This is a genomic window from Acidovorax sp. GW101-11A03 (assembly GCF_059424825.1).
Window position 1 is genome coordinate 39,953 of the sequence record NZ_JBWKZU010000016.1, and the last position, 19,928, is coordinate 59,880.

Annotated in this window: 19 protein-coding genes; 6 read left to right on the plus strand and 13 right to left on the minus strand. The window is 66.9% G+C overall.

What is annotated here, in order from left to right; genetic code table 11:
• Positions 1-75 precede the first annotated feature (75 nt).
• The 3 genes from AC07Z7_RS09150 to AC07Z7_RS09160 all read left to right on the plus strand — a co-directional run bounded on the left by AC07Z7_RS09150 (position 76) and on the right by AC07Z7_RS09160 (position 4,058).
• A complete protein-coding gene (locus tag AC07Z7_RS09150; RefSeq protein WP_494766084.1) occupies positions 76-1,986 on the plus strand; it encodes a trypsin-like peptidase domain-containing protein in 1,911 nt (636 codons plus the stop codon).
• Positions 1,987-2,098: 112 nt separating this feature from the next.
• Positions 2,099-3,163 (plus strand): Holliday junction branch migration DNA helicase RuvB, encoded by a 1,065-nt coding sequence (ruvB, locus tag AC07Z7_RS09155; RefSeq protein WP_494766085.1) that lies wholly within the window; start codon positions 2,099-2,101, stop codon positions 3,161-3,163.
• Positions 3,164-3,194: 31 nt separating this feature from the next.
• Positions 3,195-4,058 (plus strand): hypothetical protein, encoded by an 864-nt coding sequence (locus AC07Z7_RS09160; RefSeq protein ID WP_494766086.1) that lies wholly within the window; start codon positions 3,195-3,197, stop codon positions 4,056-4,058.
• A 17-nt stretch (positions 4,059-4,075) separates the two neighbouring features.
• On the opposite strand, the gene AC07Z7_RS09165 is transcribed toward AC07Z7_RS09160, so the two are convergent.
• The 7 genes from AC07Z7_RS09165 to AC07Z7_RS09195 all read right to left on the minus strand — a co-directional run bounded on the left by AC07Z7_RS09165 (position 4,076) and on the right by AC07Z7_RS09195 (position 10,656).
• On the minus strand, positions 4,076-5,866 hold the full coding sequence (locus tag AC07Z7_RS09165; protein WP_494766087.1) for a lysoplasmalogenase family protein: 1,791 nt from the start codon (positions 5,864-5,866) through the stop codon (positions 4,076-4,078).
• A gap of 79 nt (positions 5,867-5,945) precedes the next feature.
• A complete protein-coding gene (locus tag AC07Z7_RS09170) occupies positions 5,946-7,115 on the minus strand; it encodes a DSD1 family PLP-dependent enzyme (RefSeq protein ID WP_494766088.1) in 1,170 nt (389 codons plus the stop codon).
• Positions 7,099-7,740, minus strand: a complete 642-nt coding sequence (locus AC07Z7_RS09175) for a histidine phosphatase family protein (RefSeq protein ID WP_494766089.1) — start codon at positions 7,738-7,740, stop codon at positions 7,099-7,101. The genes AC07Z7_RS09170 and AC07Z7_RS09175 overlap by 17 nt, the downstream gene beginning before the upstream one ends.
• A gap of 28 nt (positions 7,741-7,768) precedes the next feature.
• Positions 7,769-8,383 carry a DUF4136 domain-containing protein gene (locus tag AC07Z7_RS09180; RefSeq protein ID WP_494766090.1) on the minus strand — a complete coding sequence of 205 codons (615 nt, stop codon included), beginning with the start codon at positions 8,381-8,383 and terminating at the stop codon, positions 7,769-7,771.
• A gap of 55 nt (positions 8,384-8,438) precedes the next feature.
• The gene (gene ttcA / locus AC07Z7_RS09185; protein WP_240515660.1) at positions 8,439-9,392 is read right to left on the minus strand and encodes a tRNA 2-thiocytidine(32) synthetase TtcA; all 954 of its coding nucleotides are present in this window, start codon (positions 9,390-9,392) and stop codon (positions 8,439-8,441) included.
• A 48-nt stretch (positions 9,393-9,440) separates the two neighbouring features.
• Positions 9,441-9,812, minus strand: coding sequence for a dihydroneopterin aldolase (locus AC07Z7_RS09190; RefSeq protein WP_094289013.1), 372 nt, complete (start codon positions 9,810-9,812; stop codon positions 9,441-9,443).
• Positions 9,813-9,870: 58 nt separating this feature from the next.
• Positions 9,871-10,656, minus strand: a complete 786-nt coding sequence (locus tag AC07Z7_RS09195; RefSeq protein WP_252660436.1) for an SDR family oxidoreductase — start codon at positions 10,654-10,656, stop codon at positions 9,871-9,873.
• Between the two features lie 15 nt (positions 10,657-10,671).
• On the opposite strand from AC07Z7_RS09195, the gene AC07Z7_RS09200 reads away from it, so the two are divergent.
• Positions 10,672-11,790, plus strand: coding sequence for a class I SAM-dependent methyltransferase (locus tag AC07Z7_RS09200; protein WP_494766091.1), 1,119 nt, complete (start codon positions 10,672-10,674; stop codon positions 11,788-11,790).
• 117 nt (positions 11,791-11,907) lie between these two features.
• On the opposite strand, the gene eutC is transcribed toward AC07Z7_RS09200, so the two are convergent.
• The 6 genes from eutC to AC07Z7_RS09230 are packed head-to-tail and all read right to left on the minus strand — an operon-like array spanning position 11,908 to position 18,673.
• Positions 11,908-12,717, minus strand: a complete 810-nt coding sequence (eutC, locus tag AC07Z7_RS09205; RefSeq protein ID WP_494766092.1) for an ethanolamine ammonia-lyase subunit EutC — start codon at positions 12,715-12,717, stop codon at positions 11,908-11,910.
• The gene (locus AC07Z7_RS09210; protein ID WP_494766093.1) at positions 12,714-14,108 is read right to left on the minus strand and encodes an ethanolamine ammonia-lyase subunit EutB; all 1,395 of its coding nucleotides are present in this window, start codon (positions 14,106-14,108) and stop codon (positions 12,714-12,716) included. The genes eutC and AC07Z7_RS09210 overlap by 4 nt, the downstream gene beginning before the upstream one ends.
• 28 nt (positions 14,109-14,136) lie before the next feature.
• A complete protein-coding gene (locus tag AC07Z7_RS09215) occupies positions 14,137-14,913 on the minus strand; it encodes a DeoR/GlpR family DNA-binding transcription regulator (RefSeq protein ID WP_494766094.1) in 777 nt (258 codons plus the stop codon).
• Between the two features lie 10 nt (positions 14,914-14,923).
• The gene (locus tag AC07Z7_RS09220; RefSeq protein ID WP_494766095.1) at positions 14,924-16,591 is read right to left on the minus strand and encodes an ABC transporter permease subunit; all 1,668 of its coding nucleotides are present in this window, start codon (positions 16,589-16,591) and stop codon (positions 14,924-14,926) included.
• A complete protein-coding gene (locus tag AC07Z7_RS09225; RefSeq protein WP_494766096.1) occupies positions 16,588-17,595 on the minus strand; it encodes an ABC transporter ATP-binding protein in 1,008 nt (335 codons plus the stop codon). The genes AC07Z7_RS09220 and AC07Z7_RS09225 overlap by 4 nt, the downstream gene beginning before the upstream one ends.
• A gap of 52 nt (positions 17,596-17,647) precedes the next feature.
• Positions 17,648-18,673, minus strand: coding sequence for an ABC transporter substrate-binding protein (locus tag AC07Z7_RS09230; protein ID WP_494766097.1), 1,026 nt, complete (start codon positions 18,671-18,673; stop codon positions 17,648-17,650).
• Positions 18,674-18,890: 217 nt separating this feature from the next.
• Between AC07Z7_RS09230 and hisN the strand changes: the two genes are divergently transcribed.
• On the plus strand, positions 18,891-19,688 hold the full coding sequence (gene hisN / locus AC07Z7_RS09235; RefSeq protein WP_494766098.1) for a histidinol-phosphatase: 798 nt from the start codon (positions 18,891-18,893) through the stop codon (positions 19,686-19,688).
• Between the two features lie 32 nt (positions 19,689-19,720).
• Entirely contained in the window at positions 19,721-19,915 is a 195-nt protein-coding gene (locus AC07Z7_RS09240) for a DUF2905 domain-containing protein (RefSeq protein WP_094288993.1), read from the plus strand.
• The last annotated feature ends 13 nt before the right edge of the window (positions 19,916-19,928 follow it).

The window sequence follows — 19,928 nt, forward strand, 5'->3', positions numbered from 1 at the left end:
CGAGCGGGGCAGTGGCGGTGCCCCCGTGCCCGTGGCATCACAGCGCTGGTCTATGCGGAACAAAGGATTTTGACAATGAAAGAATTTTCCATCCGGCGCTGGGCGGTTGTCCTGACGGCTGCAGTTGCTGTGCTGTCGGGGTGTGGGGGATCCAGTGATGCCCCAGCAAGCGCACAGCTGCGCTCCTCCGTGGAAAGCCGTGTGCAACCCGTCAGCGCGGTGCAGGATGTGGCACGCGTTAAATCGCGCAGTGCAGCTGCAGCACCCAAGGCATCCGTGGTCAGTCTGGGAGAGCTCGCCGTTGAGAAGACCGAGGCTTCCGCTTCCGTGGGACCGCAGCTGGTAGGTGCTGGCCGTGATGTGTCCGCCACCAAGTCGGGCTCAGCAACCCAATCGCTCTGGCAGTGGAAAGAGACCCCGGCCGGGGGCGCCGTAGCCGCCATTAGTTTTCGGGCAGAAGGGGCCTATGGTGTGCGCCTGGGGGTTCTGGTCAAGCAACTGCCAGGCAGTGCCACGGTGCGTGTTTACACCCAGGCTTCGCCAGGTAAGGTGTTCGAAATTGCGGGTCACGAAATTCTGCAGTTGATCGAGCGCAACCAAGCGGCGGGCGATCACTCGGATGCTGCGAGGACCTGGTGGACGCCTGATACGGGCGAAGCAGAGGCGACCCTGGAGGTTGAACTGCCCCGCGGCGTGGCAACGACTGCGCTCAACATTTCAGTACCTACGCTGTCGCATATTTTTGTCAATCTTGCGGTGCCCACGGAAGAGGAGTTCCAGGCCCAGCAGCAAAGGACGAAGGATGTTGGGGATTCGGATGCCTGTAATCTGGATGCCACTTGCCACGCAGATGGGGCCAGTGAGCGCAATGCGGTTGCGCGTATGGTGTTCGTCAAAGACGCGAAGTCCTATTTGTGCACGGGCACACTGCTCAATGATGGCAATTCGACAGGGAAACCTTATTTCCTGAGTGCCAACCACTGCATTTCCGATCAAACCGTCGCCTCAACTTTGCGTACAGATTGGTTCTTCCGTTCTTCCAGCTGCAACAGCGGTGCGCTGCAGAGTTCCAGCTCCAGGAAGGTCGGCGGAGCCCAGCTCCTATATGCCAGTGCCGACACCGATACGGCTCTTCTGCTGCTGAGCGACACCCCGCCTGCAGGGGCTGTTTTTGCAGGTTGGGATGCCTCCACCGTCGCCTCGGGTGCGTCCATCATCGGGTTGCATCACCCCAGCGGTGATTTGCTCAAACTGAGCTATGGCGCAGTGATGGGGCAGTCATCCTGTGCGACGACTTCAGGGACAAGTTTCTCGTGCTCGGGCACCAGCGGCAATTACTACCGGGTGAACTGGAGCCAGGGCACGACAGAGGGGGGAAGCAGCGGTTCCGCCCTGTTTCTCAGTGGCAAGGTCGTAGGTACCTTGTATGGTGGCAGTGCGGTATGTTCCAACAAATCGTCTTCGGACTTCTATGGGCGCTTTGATGTTGCTTACAACGCTGCGTTGAAGAACTGGCTGGCACCGACGGGGGGGAGCACGGGGCGTACAGCGGTTTACCGCTTCTACAACAGCAAGACCGGGGCGCATTTCTACACGGCGAGTGCCTCCGAGCGGGATTTCGTGATCCGCACTTTTCCAGAGTTCGGTTACGAGAACATCGCCTTCTATGCGTACCCCGATGTGAGTTCCGGAAAAGACCCCGTATTCCGTTTTTACAACGCGACCAGCGGCGCACATTTTTACTCTGGCAGCGTGGCCGAGCGGGATTTTGTGATCGCCACCTTCCCTGAGTTCCGTTATGAAGTTGTTAGCTGGTATGCGCAAACGGCTTCTGGCAATGGTGCTTCTCCGATCTATCGTTTCTACAACAGCAAGACCGGCGCACACTTCTACACTATCAGTGCTGCAGAGCGTGACTTTGTGATTCAGGTGCATACAGACTTCCGGTACGAGGGCCCCATGTACCATGCGTGGACCACTCAGTAAGAAGCAAAAATGCGGCGACACAACCCATGGGGTGTTGCCGCTTTGAGGGCTTTTTTCAACGCTCCACGCTATCGGACCGCCGCGGATTGCACAGGCTCGATGCGCTCGCCACATGACCATCCAAACCGACGATTTCGCCCCCGCCCCCACCAAGCGCGTTGTCTCTGCAGCGCCCAGCTCCCCCCAAGAGGAGGCGATCGAGCGGGCCCTGCGGCCCAAGCTGCTGCAGGAGTACGTGGGCCAGGCCAAGGCGCGGGAGCAGCTGGAAATCTTCATCGGTGCGGCCAGGAAACGCGAAGAGGCGCTGGACCATGTGCTGCTGTTTGGCCCGCCGGGCCTGGGCAAGACCACGCTGTCGCACATCATCGCGGCCGAGCTGGGGGTGAACCTGCGCCAGACCAGCGGCCCGGTGCTGGAAAAGCCCAAGGACTTGGCGGCGCTGCTGACCAACCTGGAGAAGAACGACGTCCTCTTCATCGATGAGATCCACCGCCTCTCGCCCGTGGTCGAGGAAATCCTCTACCCGGCGCTGGAGGACTACCAGATCGACATCATGATCGGCGAAGGGCCCGCCGCGCGCAGCATCAAGCTCGACCTGCAGCCCTTCACGCTGGTGGGCGCCACCACGCGTGCGGGCATGCTCACCAACCCGCTGCGCGACCGCTTTGGCATCGTGGCGCGGCTGGAGTTCTACACGGCCGAAGAGCTGGCGCGCATCGTCAATCGCAGTGCGGGCCTGCTCAACGCGCCCATGGACGACGAAGGCGGCTTTGAGATCGCCCGCCGCTCGCGTGGCACGCCGCGCATTGCCAACCGGCTGCTGCGCCGCGTGCGCGACTACGCCGAGGTCAAGGGCGATGGCCGCATCACCAAATCCATTGCCGACAAGGCACTCGCCATGCTTGACGTGGACCCGCAAGGTTTTGACGTGATGGACCGCAAGCTGCTCGAAGCCGTGATCCACCGCTTTGACGGCGGCCCCGTGGGGCTGGACAACATTGCCGCCAGCATTGGCGAAGAGGCGGGCACGATTGAGGATGTGATCGAGCCCTACCTGATCCAGCAGGGCTTTCTGCAACGCACGCCGCGCGGGCGCATCGCCACGCTGGCGGCGTTCCGGCACCTGGGGCTGCAGCCCCCGGCGCAGCGCGGCAATCCCGATCTGTTCGGGGCCTGATCCCTCTAGGCACAGACTGGCAGCGCAGGCGATGGCGCGGCAAAGGCGGCGTGGCCGCAAACACCTCCCTCCCGTCAAAAAGCCCGGCCCCCTGCTGGCAGACGAAGACTTTGCCGCCAGGATGGGCCTGAGCCCGTTCCAGTGGACGGTGCAGCAGCTGGCGCTGGTGTTGGCCTGCGCAAGCGTGTGCCTGCATGCGTTCATCACGCTGTGCTACGGCGTGGCCCCGGTGTTTGTGGGTGCGCCTGTCAGCCTGATGGGCCTGCCTGCGCTGGTCTGGCTGGCGGCCGACGGTGTCTGGGCCTGGGCCCTGGTGTGCACGCTGCGCAGGCGCTGGGGCTCGCCGCGGGATTTGCCGGTAGACCCGCGCTCCGCCTGGCGTTACGGCGGCGGGTTCTGCCTGGCAGCGGTGGCTGTGGGGCTGGCGGTGGTGGATGCGTGGCAGCCTATGTGGCGCGGGCTGGTGGGGGCGGGGGCTTCCTGGCCGCTGTGGCCGGTGCAGGTTGCCTTGCCAGTGTGTCTGCCGCTGGCGCGGGAGCCTTTGGCGGGCGCCGCCATCGCGGTGGCGTTTGGTGCGCTGGTGGTCAGCGTGGTGGCGCTCAAGTGGCTGGGGCAGGCCCGGATGTTTCTGGTGCTGATGGCCGTGAGCCTGGCGGCGTTTGCGGCGTGGGTCTGGGGCGAAGCCTGCGTGCGGTTCGCGGGTGCCCGGGGGCTGGCGGGTGTGGCCCTTCCTGCCATCCAGGCCGAAGCCCTGGCAGCACCCGCCGACTTCAACGCCTGGGTCTGGGCCCTGTGGTGGACGGGTGTATTGCTGTGGCTGGCGGCGGCCTCGGCTGCGGCGGGCGTCTTTCACCTGCCACGTGTGGCCCTGGAGGCCATGCGGCAACGGGCTTGATGCAGGGCGGGGCGGCCTCAGGCCGTGATGGCTGCCGAGGGGGCCGCCGGTTGCGAACGGCCTGGAGCGCTGCCGCCCGCCTGCTGCCCCAGCAGCCAGCCCCCCACGATGAGCGCCTGCGCCGCGTAGTACGTGGACAAGACCCACACCTGCGACCAGGGCAGGGGCTGCACAAAACGGTTGGTGGCCAGCAGCGAATCGCTCAGCATAAAGAACCCCGCGCCGAGGGCGACCAGCAGCGCAGGCCCATCGCGCAGCACGGTGGCACGCCCGATGGCCTGAGCCGCCATCAGCGCAATCACCAGCACATAGGCCGCCACGGGCGCGCGCAGCGCGGGCGGCAGGCCAGCGGCCCACAAGAAAGCGTACATCGCCACGCCAATACCCAGTGTGGCCACCAGCGCACCCCGGTGCGGAAACCAGCTCTGTCCGCTCTTGAACAGCGCCACATAGAACAGGTGCGCCACCAGGAAACTCACCAGCCCCGGGATGAAGAAGCCGGAAAACATCAAAAACACGTCGCCCGCCAGCGACCCGGCCAGTGCCGCCGCCATCAGCCACCAGTTTTTGGAGTCAAAAAGGTCTTCTGCGCGCAATGAATAAGCGCTTATCGCTATCAAAATAATAGCTATTGCCATCGTCAGGGGCTTGAAGACCCAGTGCCACTCGGTCAGCCCCAGCGCACTGGTGGCCGTGGCCAGGGCGGCGCTTTGCAGCATCAGCGCCATCCCCATGCCGATGCGCCCCTGCATCACGGCGCCCAGCGCCCACTGGCTGACCAGCAGCACCGCAAACCAGATCGCGTTGTGCGCCAGCGGCGCCGCGTCGGCCTGCCATAGAAACGCGGCCACCCCGGCCAGCAGGATGCCGAACTGCACCAGCGCAAACCCCTGCACGGCCCGTGACATGGGCGGGTGGTAGAGCTGCATCTGCGCCATGCTGAAGGCGGGCTTGGGAAAACGCTCCGCCACATCCGCAGGCCGCCAGCCCGGCGGCTTGATCCAGACCTTGAGTTTGTCGAGCCAGCTGCGCGCGTGCCAGCTGTCGTGTGCCAGCCCCGCATACACCTGGGCGTTGGCCCACAGCGGGTCCCAGCTGTCGAGCAGACCGCGCGTGCCGTACACACATTTCTCCTGGTCGTCTTCGTCCTTGAAGGTGCCGAACATCCGGTCCCACAGGATCAGGATGCCGCCGTAGTTCTTGTCCAGGTACGGGTCATTCACGGCATGGTGCACGCGGTGGTTGCTCGGGCTGCAGAACCAGCGGTCGAACCAGCCCAGGCGCCCTACCTGCTCGGTGTGCACCCAGAACTGGTACAGCAGGTCGATGAGCGCCACCACTGCAAACACCAGCGGCGGCACACCGGCAAGCGCCATGGGCACATAAAAAATCCAGCCCAGCAGCGCGCCCGAGCTGGTCTGGCGCAGCGCGGTGCTGAGGTTGTAGTCCTGGCTCTGGTGATGCACCGCGTGCGCGGCCCACAGAACGGCCGACTCATGCCCCATGCGATGCAGCCAGTAGTAGCAGAAGTCGTAGAACACCAGTGCCAGCAGCCAGCCGGGCAGGCTGGTCCAGAACACATCGTTGCGCCACAGCGCCATATGCTCGAACAGCGCTGTGTAGATGCCGACGCGCAGCAGCCGCGTGAACACAGCGCTGGTCTGGCTGAGCATGCCCAGGCTGATACTGCTCACAGCATCGGCCAGCCGGTAGGTATTGCGCTGGCGTTTGAAGCCGATAGCCAGTTCGATGGCGATCAGCAAGAAGAAGACGGGCGTGGCAAGGACGATGATCTGGCTGGGGCTCATGGCGCCGGATTGTGGGCCAGCAACCAGCCCACACCGGGGCAGGTGAACCCCTAGAGCCGCAATGTTTAGAGGGCTGCGCCTACGTCAGCGCCCCCCGCGCATCCACCCGGATGATGCGCTCCACCACGCCCTGCACCAGACCACCGCGCACGCCGATCAGGAAGTCGTGCAGGTTCACCGTGGGGTCGCAGTGGCCCGGGATCAGCCACAGCATGCGGCCCAGCGTGGGCAGGCGGGCTTCGGGGCCATCGGCGTAGAGCAGGCCATGCTCGTCGCCGCCGTTGCCATAGCGCAGCGCATGCCCGGGGGGCAGCAGGGCCACGGTGGGCAGGCCGGAGTCGATGGCGTGGCTCTTGTGGCCCGCGTCGCACACCGCGTGGGTGTCGCGCACCGACACCACCTGGGTCTTGACGAACAGTGCGTGTTCAAACGCGGGCTGCGCGGGCTCGCGCTCGTTGCGGGCGTAGTCGGCGTCCATGAACATGAAGGAGCCCGCCTGCAGCTCGCCAAACACGCCGCTGGCGGCCTCGTGCACCAGGGTGCCGGTGCCCGAGCCGGTGATCAGCGGCACGGTCAGTCCCTCGGCCTCGATGAGCTGGCGCGTGTGGTGGGCGGCGCGCACCACCTGGGCGATCGCTTCGCGGCGGCCCACGCTGCTGCCCAGGTGCTGGGCGCGGCCATGGTAGGCCTGCAGACCCGCAAACCGCAGGCGCGGGCTGCGCGAGACGGCCAGCGCCAGCGGCACGGCGGCCTCGCCGGGCGGCACACCGCAGCGGCCCTGGCCCACGTCGATCTCCACCAGTACGTCGATGCCCGCATCGCTGCCATGCTGCGCCATGGCTTCGGCCAGGCGGGTGACGCCTTCGGGGTGGTCCACCGCCACGCCCAGGCGCCCGCCGCGCGCCGCCAGCTGGGCGGCCAGCCGTGCCACGCGGTGCAGCTTGGGCATGGCAACCACCTGGTTGGTGATGGTGATGTCGTGCACGCCCCCGGCGGCCAGAGCCTCGGCCTCGGCCACTTTTTGCACACACACGCCCTGGGCGCCCGCCTGCTGCTGCAGCAGGGCCAGCTCGGCACTTTTGTGCATCTTGGCGTGGGGGCGCCAGCGCACCTGGTGCTTGCGCGCAAAGTCGGCCATGCGCTGGATGTTGCGGTCCATGGCGTCCAGGTCCACCACCAGGGCGGGGGTGTCGATCAGGTCCACGCGCTGTCCCACGGTGGACTGCAAGGCTTCAGGAATGGGTTTCATCGCGGAGGGCGTTGTTGTCCAGGTGCTGCGTGTCGGCCCAGCCCACCAGGCTCAGGCCGTCGGGTGTCCACAGCAGGCGGTTGATGGCCGCGTTGGAGAGTTGCCAGGTGCGCGGCGCCTGGATGTCCTGGCGCGTGGCCAGGCGGTACAGCACATCGAGCACGCCGCCGTGCGCCACCATCACCACCTGCTCGCCCAGGTGCTGCTGCGCCAGCTGGGCCACGGTGCGTTCGATGCGTTCTCTCAATGTGACCAGCGACTCGCCGCCCTCGGGGGCGTAGAGCGGGTCGCGCTTGCGCCAGCGGTAGGCGTCCTCGGGCAGCTCGGCCTCGATCTCGGCAAAGGTGCGGCCCTGGAAATGGCCGAAGCTGCGCTCGCGCAGGCCGGCGTGGGTGGTGAGCGGTGCGCCCGTGGTGCGGGCCACGGCCTGGGCGGTGGCGTGGGCGCGTTGCAGGTCGCTGGTGTAGATGGCCGCGATGGGCTCGTCGGCAAGTGCGCGGGCCACCTGGTCGGCTTGCCACAGGCCGGTGTCGTTGAGCGGAATGTCCAGGTGGCCCTGGATGCGGGTGTCCACGTTCCAGGCGGTTTCGCCGTGGCGGATGGCAACGATGCGGGTGGCTTGCATGCAGTAGGTTGGTGGGGGCTGCAGGGTGTCAAGGAGCTGGCGGTGCGAGGGGCAGACGCACCTGGCGGGGTCCCTGGGGCGGCTTCGGAAAGCCGCTGAGCGCGGCGTCGAACAACACGCCATACACGGCCGGGTCGCTCACCCACACGTCCTCGTGCACGGCCGAGGTTTCGTACACCACGGCCTGGCTGGCGGCGTCGCGCATCACGATGCTGACGGCGCGGCGGTGCAGGGGTGTGGGCTCGCCAAAGCGCCACAGGCCATGCACGCCCCAGCCTCCCCGGCCGTACCAGCCGCCCATGCCCCAGGGGCCGGGGCCGTAGGGGCCATAGGGCCGGAACGGGTCATAGCGCGGCACGGCGTCGGCCTGCACACCCAGCTGCACCAGCAGGCGGGGCGTGGCATCGTCGCGCTGCAGGCCCGCGCGGGCCAGGGATTGCTCGGCCAGTGTGGCGATGGCGTCAAACGATGGGGCTTGCTGAGAAGGCAGGCGTTCAATGCGGTAGGTGGCGGGCGTGGGGACGGCCGCCAGGGTCGAGAAGCTCTGCACCTGGCCTTCGACCACGCGGGTGGTGCTGCAGCCCGCGAGCAGCGCGGTGGCCAGACCAAGTAGAAGAAGGGGAATCCAGCGGCGTTGTGTCATGGTCAGAGTTTCCTGGAAGAAGGACCTCTGTGAGAGTTCCGCTGGTCCCAGCAGTTCACGACAGCTGCACCACCTGCACGCCGGGCAGCGATGGCGAGGGCGCCGCAAACTCTTCTTTGTCGAACGCCTTGTCGCCGTCTTCGCTGGCGATGCCCGTGGCCCGGGCGTTCTTGAAGTCGTACAGGTTGCCGTCCAGCAGGTGCGAGGGCACCACGTTCTGCAGCGCGGTGAACATGTTCTCCACGCGGCCGGGGAATTTTTTCTCCCACTCGCGCAGCATCTCGCCCACTTGCTTGCGCTGCAGGTTCTCCTGGCTGCCGCACAGGTTGCAGGGGATGATGGGGAAGTCGCGGTGCGCGGACCAGCGGGCCGTGTCCTTCTCGGCCACGTAGGCCAGCGGGCGGATCACCACATGCTTGCCGTCGTCGCTGACCAGCTTGGGTGGCATGCTTTTCATCTTGCCGCCGAAGAACATGTTGAGCAGCAGCGTCTGCAAAATGTCGTCGCGGTGGTGGCCCAGCGCGATCTTGGTGCAGCCCAGCTCATCGGCCACGCGGTACAGAATGCCCCGGCGCAGGCGGCTGCACAGGCTGCAGGTGGTCTTGCCCTCGGGAATCAGCTTCTTGACGATGCTGTAGGTGTCTTCGTTCTCGATGTGGAAGGGCACGCCGGTGCTCTTCAGGTACTCGGGCAGCACATGCTCGGGGAATCCGGGCTGCTTCTGGTCCAGGTTCACGGCCACCAGGTCAAAGTGGATGGGCGCGCGGGCCCTGAGCTTGAGCAAGATGTCCAGCAGGGTGTAGCTGTCCTTGCCGCCGGACATGCACACCATCACTTTGTCGCCCTCTTCGATCATGTTGAAGTCCACAATCGCCTTGCCCACCTCGCGGCACAGGCGCTTTTCCAGCTTGTGGGTTTCGCGCTCGATCTTGATCTCAGGGCGTGGCGCAGTAGCGGGCGCAGGGGCGGCCACGGCGGGGGATTCGGCTTCTGTCCAGACGGTACTCATCCCCCGATTGTCTCATTCCCGCCGTTCGGGCGGCAGGGGCAGGGGGGCTCACCACTGCCCGGTTTCCATGCGGATCGCCACTTCGCAGTCGTCAAAAATCTCCAGCTTGGCGATCTTCACCCGCACGCCCAGCACGCCGGGCAACTGCATCAGGCGGTTGGCCAGCTTGCCGATCAGGCTCTCCAGCAGGTTCACATGCTCTGCCGTGCACTCGTCGATGATGATCTGGCGCACACGCCGGTAGTCCAGCACATGGCCGATGTCGTCGTCGCGCGGGGCCAGCGGTTGCACGCCCAGGCTCAGTTCGGCATCGACCTGGATGGGCTGCGGGTCGGTCTTTTCGTGGTCGAGGATGCCCAGGTTGGCGTCAAAGCGCAGTCCGGTGAGCGTGAGGATCTGGGTGCCAACAGCGTGGGTCATGGAAAGAGGTCCTGGCTTGGGTGGGCCTGTTTGTATATATGTGCGTGTGTGCGGGTGCTCACATCAGCGAAAAATCGCGGTCAAACTTCATCAGGTGCTGGCCACCATCCACCAGCAGCGTGGTGCCGGTGATCGACCGGTTCTCCAGCGCGAACTTCACGGTGGCGGCGACGTCCTCGGCGGTGGACGAGCGGCCCAGCGGGGAGAGCGCATGCAGCTGTGCAAACTTGTCGTCGCTGAGCATGTGGCTGGTGAGCGTGAGGCCGGGTGCCACGCCCACCACCCGCACGCGCGGCGCCAGCGCCAGGGCCAGCATGGTGCCCGCCGCCTCCAGCGCGGCCTTGGAGAGCGTGTAGCTCACAAAGTCGGGGTTCTGGTTCCAGAGCTTCTGGTCCAGCAGGTTGACCACAGCGCCCTGCGCATCGGCCTCGCCCGCCGCCACGCGATCGGCCACATGCTGGTGCAGCGCCTGGGCCAGCAGCACGGGGGTGGCGGTGTTGCTGCGCAGGTGTTTTTCGAGTGCGGCAAAACCGAAGGTCTCGGCGTTGTCGTGCTCGAACAGCGAGGCGCTGTTGACCACCGCATCCACGCGGCCAAAGTGCGCCACCACGCGGGGCAGCAGGGCGCGCACGGCGGTCTCGTCTTCAAAATCTGCATCAAAAAGGGCGCTACCGCCCGTCAGTTGGGCACAGGCAGCTACGGTATCCATAGCATCCTGCTGCGACGAGCGGTAGTGCACCGCCACCTGCCAGCCCCCCGCCGCCAGCGCCAGTGCAATGCTGCGGCCCAGGCGTTTGGCGGCGCCTGTGACCAGAACGGTGCGCGGGTGGGTGGGGTGAGGCATGGGAGCTGGGGGACAATGCGGGCCGTGACCCAAAGACCCGACAGTTTAACGACCGCCCTGCACCAGCATATCGCCCAGGCCATTGCCGCCGAGGGCGGATGGCTGGGTTTTGACCGCTTCATGGCCTTGGCCTTGTACACGCCTGGCCTGGGCTACTACGCCAACGATTCCACCAAGTTCGGCGCCATGCCCGAATCGGGCAGCGACTTTGTGACCGCACCCGAGATGACAGATCTGTTCGGCCAGACGCTGGCCGTGCAGGTGGGCGAAGCCCTGGCGCAGACCGGGACCGACGAGGTGTGGGAGTTCGGCGCGGGCTCCGGCGCGCTGGCGCTGCAGTTGCTGGATGCGTTGGGCGATCAGGTGCAGCGCTACACCATCGTCGATCTGTCGGGCAGCCTGCGCGCGCGCCAGCAGGCCAAACTGGTGGCGCATGCCAACAAGTTGCACTGGGTGGATACCTTGCCTGAGAAATTCAGCGGCGTGGTGGTGGGCAATGAAGTGCTCGATGCCATGCCGGTGCAACTGCTCGCCCGCCACGGCGGTCAGCAGGGCGGTGTGTGGCATGAGCGCGGCGTGGTGGTGGCCGAAGACGGCAGTTTTGCCTGGGCCGACCGCCCCACCGACCTGCGCCCGCCCGTGGACATCGAAGGCCCGCAGGACTACCTGACCGAGATCCACGCGCAGGGCGAAGGCTTCATGCGCATGCTGGCCGACCGGCTCACGCGCGGCGCGGCTTTCTTGCTGGACTACGGCTTTGGCGAAAGCGAGTACTACCACCCCCAGCGCCACATGGGCACCGTGATGTGCCACCAAGGCCACCTGGCCGATGGTGACCCGCTGGTGGCGGTGGGCCTCAAAGACATCACCGCCCACGTCAACTTCACCGCCATGGCGCTGGCCGCGCAGGAGGCGGGCCTGAATGTGCTGGGTTACACCACGCAGGCGCATTTCCTCATCAACTGTGGGTTGCTCCCAAAAATGGAGCAGCTACCGCAAGCCCAGCGGGCGACAACGGCCAAACTGATCATGGAACACGAGATGGGCGAGCTGTTCAAGGTGCTGGCCGTGGGCGCGGGCGAGGCGTGGGAGCCGCTGGGGTTTAGCCACGGAGACCGCTCGCACCGGCTGTAGGCGGCGCTGGTGGCCTTGCCGTCTCGCCCTGGGGCAGAGATGGGAGGGCGTTGCAGCGCGGGTTCAGAGGCTGGCGCTCGGTTTGGGACTGCTTTGCGCGTTGTGCCAGAGGGGGGCTCAACGCAGCTGCGCTGCGTCACCGCCCTGGTCAGCCGCCAGCGTCACCGCATCGCTGCGGTCCTTCAGCCCCACGCCCGTCAGCCCCAGTTGCCGCGCCTCCTGGCACAGCCACCACAGGCGCGCAGCGGCAGCGGCGGGGGGCAGGCCTTCCGGCCGCACGTTGGAGATGCAGTTGCGCTGCGCATCGTGGCGCCCCACCTGCGGGTGCCAGGTCAGGTAGACGCCCAGGCTGTCGGGCGAGCTGAGGCCCGGCCGCTCGCCGATCAGCACCGCCACCAGGCGCGCGCCCAGCAGTGCGCCCACCTCGTCACCCAGCGCCACGCGGGCCTGCTGGGCAATCACCACGGGGCCCAGCTGCCAGCCGGCGGGCGCCTGTTGGCGAATCGCGTCGATCAGCGGCGGCGCCTGCCGCGCCACGGCCAGGGACGAGAGGCCGTCGGCCACCACCAGCAGCAGGTCGATGGAAGTGGTTCCGTTTGCAGAGGATGCCCGCAGCGCCTGCGCATCGGCATCGCACAAGCGGCGGCCCAGATCGGGGCGCAACAGGTAGGTGGCGCGGTCGGGGGCGGCGCTGTGCACGAGGAGCGTCGCGCAGCCCTGGGCCTGCTGCTGCGCGGCCAGCGCTTCGGCGTCCAGCGGGATGTGCACGGCATCGCGCGCCTGCGCATGGGCCAGACCAAAACGCAGCAGTTCGGCCGTGGGCAGGGCCGCGCCCGCACGCCCCAGGGCCAGGCGCGCCTGGGTGTGGGCGCGCAGGTCGTCCCACGGGTCGGGAGGGATGCCGCGTTGCGCTGGTTCGTGTGTCATGCGCCCAACCTCCATTGCCGCATTTGCGCCAGTGCTGGATGTTGATCGTGGGCAGGCAGCAGCCGCCCGCCCGCATCGGTGATGTGCATGCGCTGCAGCCAGGCGCCAAACTCGGGTGCGCACTGCAGGCCCAGCACCTCGCGCAGATACAGCGCGTCGTGGAACGAAGTACTCTGGTAGTTGAGCATGATGTCGTCCGCCCCCGGCACGCCCATGATGAAAGTCAGGCCCGCCGTGCCGAGCAGCGTCATCAGCGTGTCCATGTCGTCCGAGTCGGCCTCGGCGTGGTTGGTGTAGCACACGTCGCAACCCAGCGGCACGCCCAGCAGCTTGCCGCAGAAGTGGTCTTCCAGGCCCGCGCGGATGATCTGCTTGCCGTCGTACAGGTACTCGGGGCCGATGAAGCCGACCACCGTGTTGGTGAGCAGCGGCGCAAACGCGCGGGCCACGCCATAGGCGCGTGCCTCGCAGGTCTGCTGGTCCACGCCGTGGTGCGCGTTGGCCGACAGGGCACTGCCCTGGCCGGTTTCGAAATACATCACGTTGTCGCCCAGGGTTCCGCGGTGCAGCGACAGGGCGGCTTCCCGCGCCTCCTTCAGCAGCGCGAGTGAAATACCAAAGCTCGCGTTGGCCGCCTCGGTGCCCGCGATGGACTGGAACACCAGGTCCACCGGTGCGCCTTGCTCCACCATCTGGATCGTGTTGGTCACATGCGTGAGCACACACGACTGCGTGGGGATCTGCAGCCGCTCGATCACATCGCCCAGCATGTGCACCAGCCCCGTCAGGGCGGCAATGCTGTCGGTGGCGGGGTTCACGCCAATCACCGCGTCGCCCGCGCCATACAGCAGGCCGTCGATCATCGACGCTGCAATGCCGCGCAGGTCGTCCGTGGGGTGGTTGGGCTGCAGCCGCACGGCCAGGTGGCCCGGCAGGCCGATGGTGTTGCGAAACCGCGTGACCACGCGGCATTTGCGCGCCACGGCGATCAAGTCCTGGTTGCGCATCAGCTTGCTCACGGCGGCCGCCATCTCGGGTGTGATGCCGGGCGCCACGGTGGCGAGCAGGGCGCTGTCGGTGCCGTGGGCCAGCAGCCAGTTGCGAAAGTCGCCCACGGTGAGGTGGGCGATGGGCGCGAACGCGGTGGCGTCGTGGGTGTCGAGGATGAGGCGCGTGACCTCGTCGCTTTCGTAGGGGATGAGCGCCTCGCTCAGAAAGCGCGACAGGGGAATGTCGGCCAGACACAGGCGGGCGGCCATGCGCTCCACCGCCGATGTGGCTGCCACTCCCGCCAGGGCATCGCCCGAGCGCAGCGGTGTGGCCTTGGCCATCACCTCGCGCAGGTCGCTGAACTGCCAGCGCTCGCCGCCGATGGTGTGCTGGTAGGCCATGGTGTGTTTTGCCTTTTCTAGATTGTGATCAGGCCACCACGATGTGGCAGCCCGCCGCCTGCAGGGCCGAGAAGGCGGGCAGGGCGCGGGCACCCGCGTCGGTGACCAGCGTGCCCACATCGGCCAGGCTGGCATAGGTCACACGGCTGGCTTGCCCCACCTTGCTGTGGTCGGCCAGCAGGATCAGCTCTTTGGCCTGCGCGGACATGGCGCGTGCCACGGCGGCCTCGTGGTGTTCAAAGCTGCTGGCGCCGCTGTGCACGCTGATGCCCACCGGCGAGAGCAGGGCCACATCGGCGCGGTAGCGGTGGATTTCGGCCACGGTGGTGTCGCCGTGCGTGGCCTGCACGGCAGGGTCGGTGCGGCCTCCGAGCAGGATCACGTCATTGCGCGCACTGCGCCCGGCGTCGGCTGCCGCCAGCTTGAGCGCCACGTTCAGCCCGTTGGTGATGATGGTCAGGCCCGACAGGCTGGACAATGCTTCGGCCAGCAGGGTGGTGGTGCTGCCTGCATCAATGAACAGCGTTTGCCCCGGCTGCAGCAGTTGCAGGGCGGCGCGGGCGATGGCGCGCTTTTCGCGCTCGCGCACCGCCTGGCGCACGGCCAGCGGGGGTTCTGGCTCCGGCCCCTGGGCCACCACGCCCCCGTGCACGCGCCGCAAAATGCCCTGCGACTCCAGGGCCAGGATGTCGCGGCGTACGGTCTCGCGCGACACGTCCAGGTCTTGCGCAATGCGCTCCGTGCTCACACGCGAGAGCGTGGACAGCAGGGTGCGGATGCGGAGGAAACGTTCTTCTTGCAGCATGGTGGCGATGTTAGGCGGGCTTGGAACCTGGTTTTCGGCGCTGCGTGCCAACGTGCAGCAGCAGCGCCAGCGACCCCACCACCGCCATGATGCAGGTAGAGAACGCCGCAGCCTGCGAGGTCAGCCCTGCTTCATCCAGCCGCATCACCGTCACCGCCCCCATGGGCAGCGAGGGCGTGATGAGGAAGATCACCGCCGACAGCGTGACCATGGAGCGCATGAACAAGAACACCAGCACCGCCAGCAGCGTGGGCAGCAGCGCGGGCAGGTACACATCGCGCAGCACGCGGGCGGTGCTGCCGCCCAGCACGGTGGTCGCGTCTTCCAGTGTGGTGGGCACGTTGCGCATGCCGGTCATCATGGTCATGAAACCCTGCGTGTGGTAGTGGTAGTAGTTGCACAGCGCCAGCAAGATGGCCGTGCCATACAGCATGCCCCAGGGCCAGGTGGCCGTGTTGAAGGTGAACACATAGGCCAGCCCCAGCACCAGCCCGGGCACGCCCACCGGCAGGGCCGACAGCGCTGTGGCTGCCTGCGCCAGCCGCCCCGGCAGGCGGCGGATGCCAAAGCACAGCACAAACAGCATCGCCGTGCCCACGCTGGCGGCCAGGGCCGACACCCACACCGAGGTCCACAGCGGCGCATAGCCCCCCGCAATGGTGATGTCGTAGTGCTTGAGTGTGAGGTCCAGCCGGTAGGGCCACAGCCGGATGAAGCTGGCCACCACCACCGTGAGCACCAGGGCCACGATGCTGCCCGCAATGCCCATGCAGGCGATGAAGAACGCGGCATCGCGCCCCGGGCTGCGTGCGGGTGTGGGCGGCAGGGCCGATTCGGCCCCCGCACCGGCGCGCTGTGCGGCCATGCGTTCGATGAACACCGACAGCGCGGCGGGCGCCAGCAGCAGCATGCCCACCACCGCGCCCATGCCAAACTTCATCTGCCCGCTGACCTGGTTGTAGATCTCGGTGGCCAGCACGGCAAAGTTGCCGCCAATGACCACGGCGTTGCCAAAGTCGGTGATGGTGATGGTGAACACCACAAACCCCGCGCTCAGCAGGCCGTAGCGGGCCTGCGGCAGCGTGATGTCGCAAAACTGCCGCCAGGGCGTGGCGCCCAGCACCTCGGCGGCGTCGTACTGCCGGGCATCGCCCTGGCGCAACGCGGTGCGCACGATGAGCACGGCCTGCGGCAGCGCATAGAGCACGTCTGCGATCAGCAGACCCCAAAAGCCATAAATCTCGGGCCGCACACCCAGCATCTTGCCCACGATGCCGTTGCGCCCCAGCAGGAAGATCAGCCCCAGCCCCAGCACCAGCGAGGGCGCCAGCATGGGCAGGGCCAGCGCCCCGGCCACAAAGCGGCGGCCCGGCATGCCGGTGCGCTCCAGGCCAAACGCCACCACAAAGGCCAGCACCAGCGTGACGGCCGTGGTCACGGCACCCAGCAGCAGGCTGTTGGCCAGGGCCCGCCACACGCCCGGGGTGTCGAGCAGCGCGGCGTAGTTGCCCCAGCCGATGCCGCCCGTGTCCTGCTCCAGGCTGCGCCAGGCAATGGCCAGCATGGGCACGCCAAAAAACAGCACCAGCGCGGCCAGCGGCAGCAGCAGGCAGGCACGCAGCAGCCAGCGCTCGCTGGCATGCATGGGCGGCAGGTGGGGGGCGGCAGTGGTGCTCATGCCTGCACCCAGGCGCAGTCCTGCGCGCCCACCGAGATGTCTACGTTCTGGCCTGCCTCCCAGGTGCTGGCGCTGCTGGATTCGGCCAGCAGGTCCATGTCGTTCCAGCGCAGTTGCACGCGCTGGATGCTGCCCAGGAACGTGGTGCCCATGACGCGTCCCGTGCCCTGCGCGCTGGCCTGCAGTTGCAGCCGTTCGGGGCGGATGCACAGCAGGGCCGATTCGGGCGCCATGCCTTCGGGGGCATCGCCCAGCGCGGGCTGCAGCAGCCGGGCCTGTGCGGGCGGCAGCAGGTTGCTGTGTCCCATGAAGTTGGCCACGAAGCGGGTGCGCGGCGCCAGGTACAGCTCGCGCGGCGAGCCCGCCTGTGCAATGCGCCCGCCCTGCATGCAGACGATGCGGTCGGCCATGGCCAGGGCTTCTTCCTGGTCGTGCGTGACCATGATGGTGGGAATGCCCAGGCGGCGCTGCACCTCGCGCAGCTCATGGCGCAGGTCGGCGCGCACGCGCGCATCCAGCGCCGACAGGGGCTCGTCGAGCAGCAGCAGCGAAGGGTTCACCGCCAGTGCCCGCGCAATGGCCACGCGCTGCTGCTGGCCGCCCGACAGCTGCGCCGGGTAGCGTGCGCCAAAGTCGGCCAGCTTCACCATGTCCAGCAGCTCGGCCGTGCGCGCCTGCACCACATCGGGCGGTGTGCGGCGGATGGCCAGGCCGTAGCCCACGTTCTGCGCCACCGTCATGTGCGGGAACAGCGAGTACGACTGGAACACGATGCCAAAGCCCCGGTCGCGCGCCGGCAACGTGGCCAGGTCGCGCCCGCCCAGCGTGATGCGGCCGCCGTCGGCAGGCAGCAGCCCAGCGATGATGCGCAGCAGCGTGGTCTTGCCGCAGCCGCTGGGGCCCAGCAGGCACACGAACTCCGAAGCACCCACGGCAAGGTGGATGCGTTCGAGCGCGACCTGGCCGTCAAAGCTCTTGTGCAGGTCGGTGATCTGCAGGGACATGGTGTGTGGTCCTCGGGGAGTGCGGTTCAGTACAGCGGTTCAGGAATGCGGCTCAGCGGCCGATGGTCTTTTGCCAGGTGCCCAGGATCGCGTCGCGTTCCTTGGCGGACTTGGCAAAGTCCACGGGGTAGAGCACCTTGGAGAGGTCGGCGGGCAGGCCTGCTGCCGCAGCGGCCTTGGATTGCGGCACGCCGGGCACGGTGACGATTTCCTTGTACTTGGTGTAGAGCTGCGCCGCGCCGGGCGACAGCGTCCAGTCCAGAAAACGCTTGGCATCGGCCTTGTTCTTGGCGCTGGCCATCAGGCCCGAGGCTTCCAATTCATAGCCTGCACCGTCGGTGGGGATCACCATCTTGACCGGGTAGCCCTCGTCCACCGACTGCATGGCCGCAAACGCCAGCGAGGTGCCAATCGCAAACTCACCCGCCCGCGCGGCCTTGCAGGGGCGCGAGCCCGACTTGATGTACTGCGCCACGTTGCCGTCCATGGCCTTGATGAGCTTCCAGCCCTCATCATTGCCACGCGACTGAATCAGCGCGGCAATCTGCAGGTAGCCCGTGCCCGAGGACACCGGGTTGGGCATGACGACCTCGCCCTTGTAGACGGGGTTGGTGAGGTCCTTCCACGACGTGGGCATGGGCAGCTTCTTGGCCTTGAGCACCTCGGTGTTCACGCAGAACGCGGCCATGTAGCCGGTGGTCGTGAACCATTTGCCATCGGCGGCCTTGTCCTTGGCGGCCAGCCTGTCGCTGCCTTTGGGGCTGTAGGGCTCCAGCAGGGCGGTGATGCGCGGGTCCAGCGTGTTGGTCAGCGCCCAGCCCCAGATCACGTCGTGCTGCGGGTTGGCGGCTTCGGCCAGGATGCGCGCGCCCAGGTCGCCCGTGGACAGGCGCAGCACCTTCACGTCCACATCGGGCAGGTCCTTTTTGGCGGCGGCCAGGTATTCCTTGATCTCGTCTTCTTCGAGCGCGGTGTAGGCCGTGACGGTGCCCGCCCGGGCGGTGGTCAGTCCGCAGGCCAAGGCGCCCAGCACGGGCAGCAGGCGCAGGGCGGCAAAGAGGGAGGAGCGTGTGCGCATGAATTTCTCCAGAACGGTGCGTTGCCAAAAAACAGTGCGGGGTCGCCGCAGGCCAGGGGATTTGTTCACCAAAATTGTGCGTTTTATTGCACTTGTGCAAATTATTGTTTTTGCACGAAAATACACAAGCACTAAATATGCCAACCCGTTCGTGCCGAGCGGCAGGCCCTTCTTCATTGCCCCACCACTGCCCGGACCTCTTTCCTTGACCATTCCCATGAACACTTTGCCCACCCCCGTTTCCCCCTTCCTGGCCCTGGCGCACGCCCTGGCCGATGCGGCCCGCGTCCACTCGCTGCGGTACTTCCGCACCCCGCTGGATGTGCTGACCAAATCGGACGAGAGCCCGGTCACCATTGCCGACCGCGAGGCCGAGGCCGCGATGCGCGCGGTATTGCAGGCGCAGGCACCCATGCACGGCATCCTGGGCGAGGAGCATGGCCGCGAGCGGCTGGACGCCGAGTACGTGTGGGTGATCGACCCCATCGACGGCACCAAGAGCTTCATCACCGGATCGCCGCTGTGGGGCACGCTGGTGGCCTTGCTGCATCAGGGCCAGCCCGTGCTGGGGCTCATGGATTTGCCGGTGCTCGGTGAGCGCTGGACGGGGCTGGCAGGCCAGCAGGCGCAATGCAATGGCCAGCCTGTGCGGGCCAGCGGGTGCGAGCAACTGGCGCAGGCCCGCATCTACACCACCTCTCCGGACGCCTTTGGTGCGGCCGACTGGCAGCGTTTTGACGCGCTGAGCCGCCAGTGCGCGCTGCGGCGGTTTGGCGGCGACTGCTATGCCTATGCCCAGCTGGCGGGCGGGCATGTGGACCTGGTGGTGGAGGCGGGGCTGCAGCCGTACGACTACCTCTCGCTGGTCTGCCTGGTGGAGGGCGCGGGCGGGCGCATTACCGACTGGCAGGGCCGTGCGCTCACGGTGGCATCGGATGGGCGCGTGGTTGCGGCTGCCACGCCCCAGCTGCATGCCCAGGCGCTGGCCCAGCTGGCCGAAACTGCCATCGCCTAGCTGAATGCGGTGGCGCCTACACTGGGCGCACCATGTTCCGCTGGCTCCTTGTTATCTTCCTGGCCCTGATGCTCATCAGCTGGCTGTCGCCACTGCTGCGCCGCCTGGGCTTTGGGCGCCTGCCGGGGGACTTCCGGTTTCGCTGGCTGGGGCGCGACTGGGATGTGCCGCTCGCGTCCACGCTGCTGCTGAGTTTTGTGGTGAGCCTGCTGACCAAGCTGCTGTAGCCTGCACTTGAAA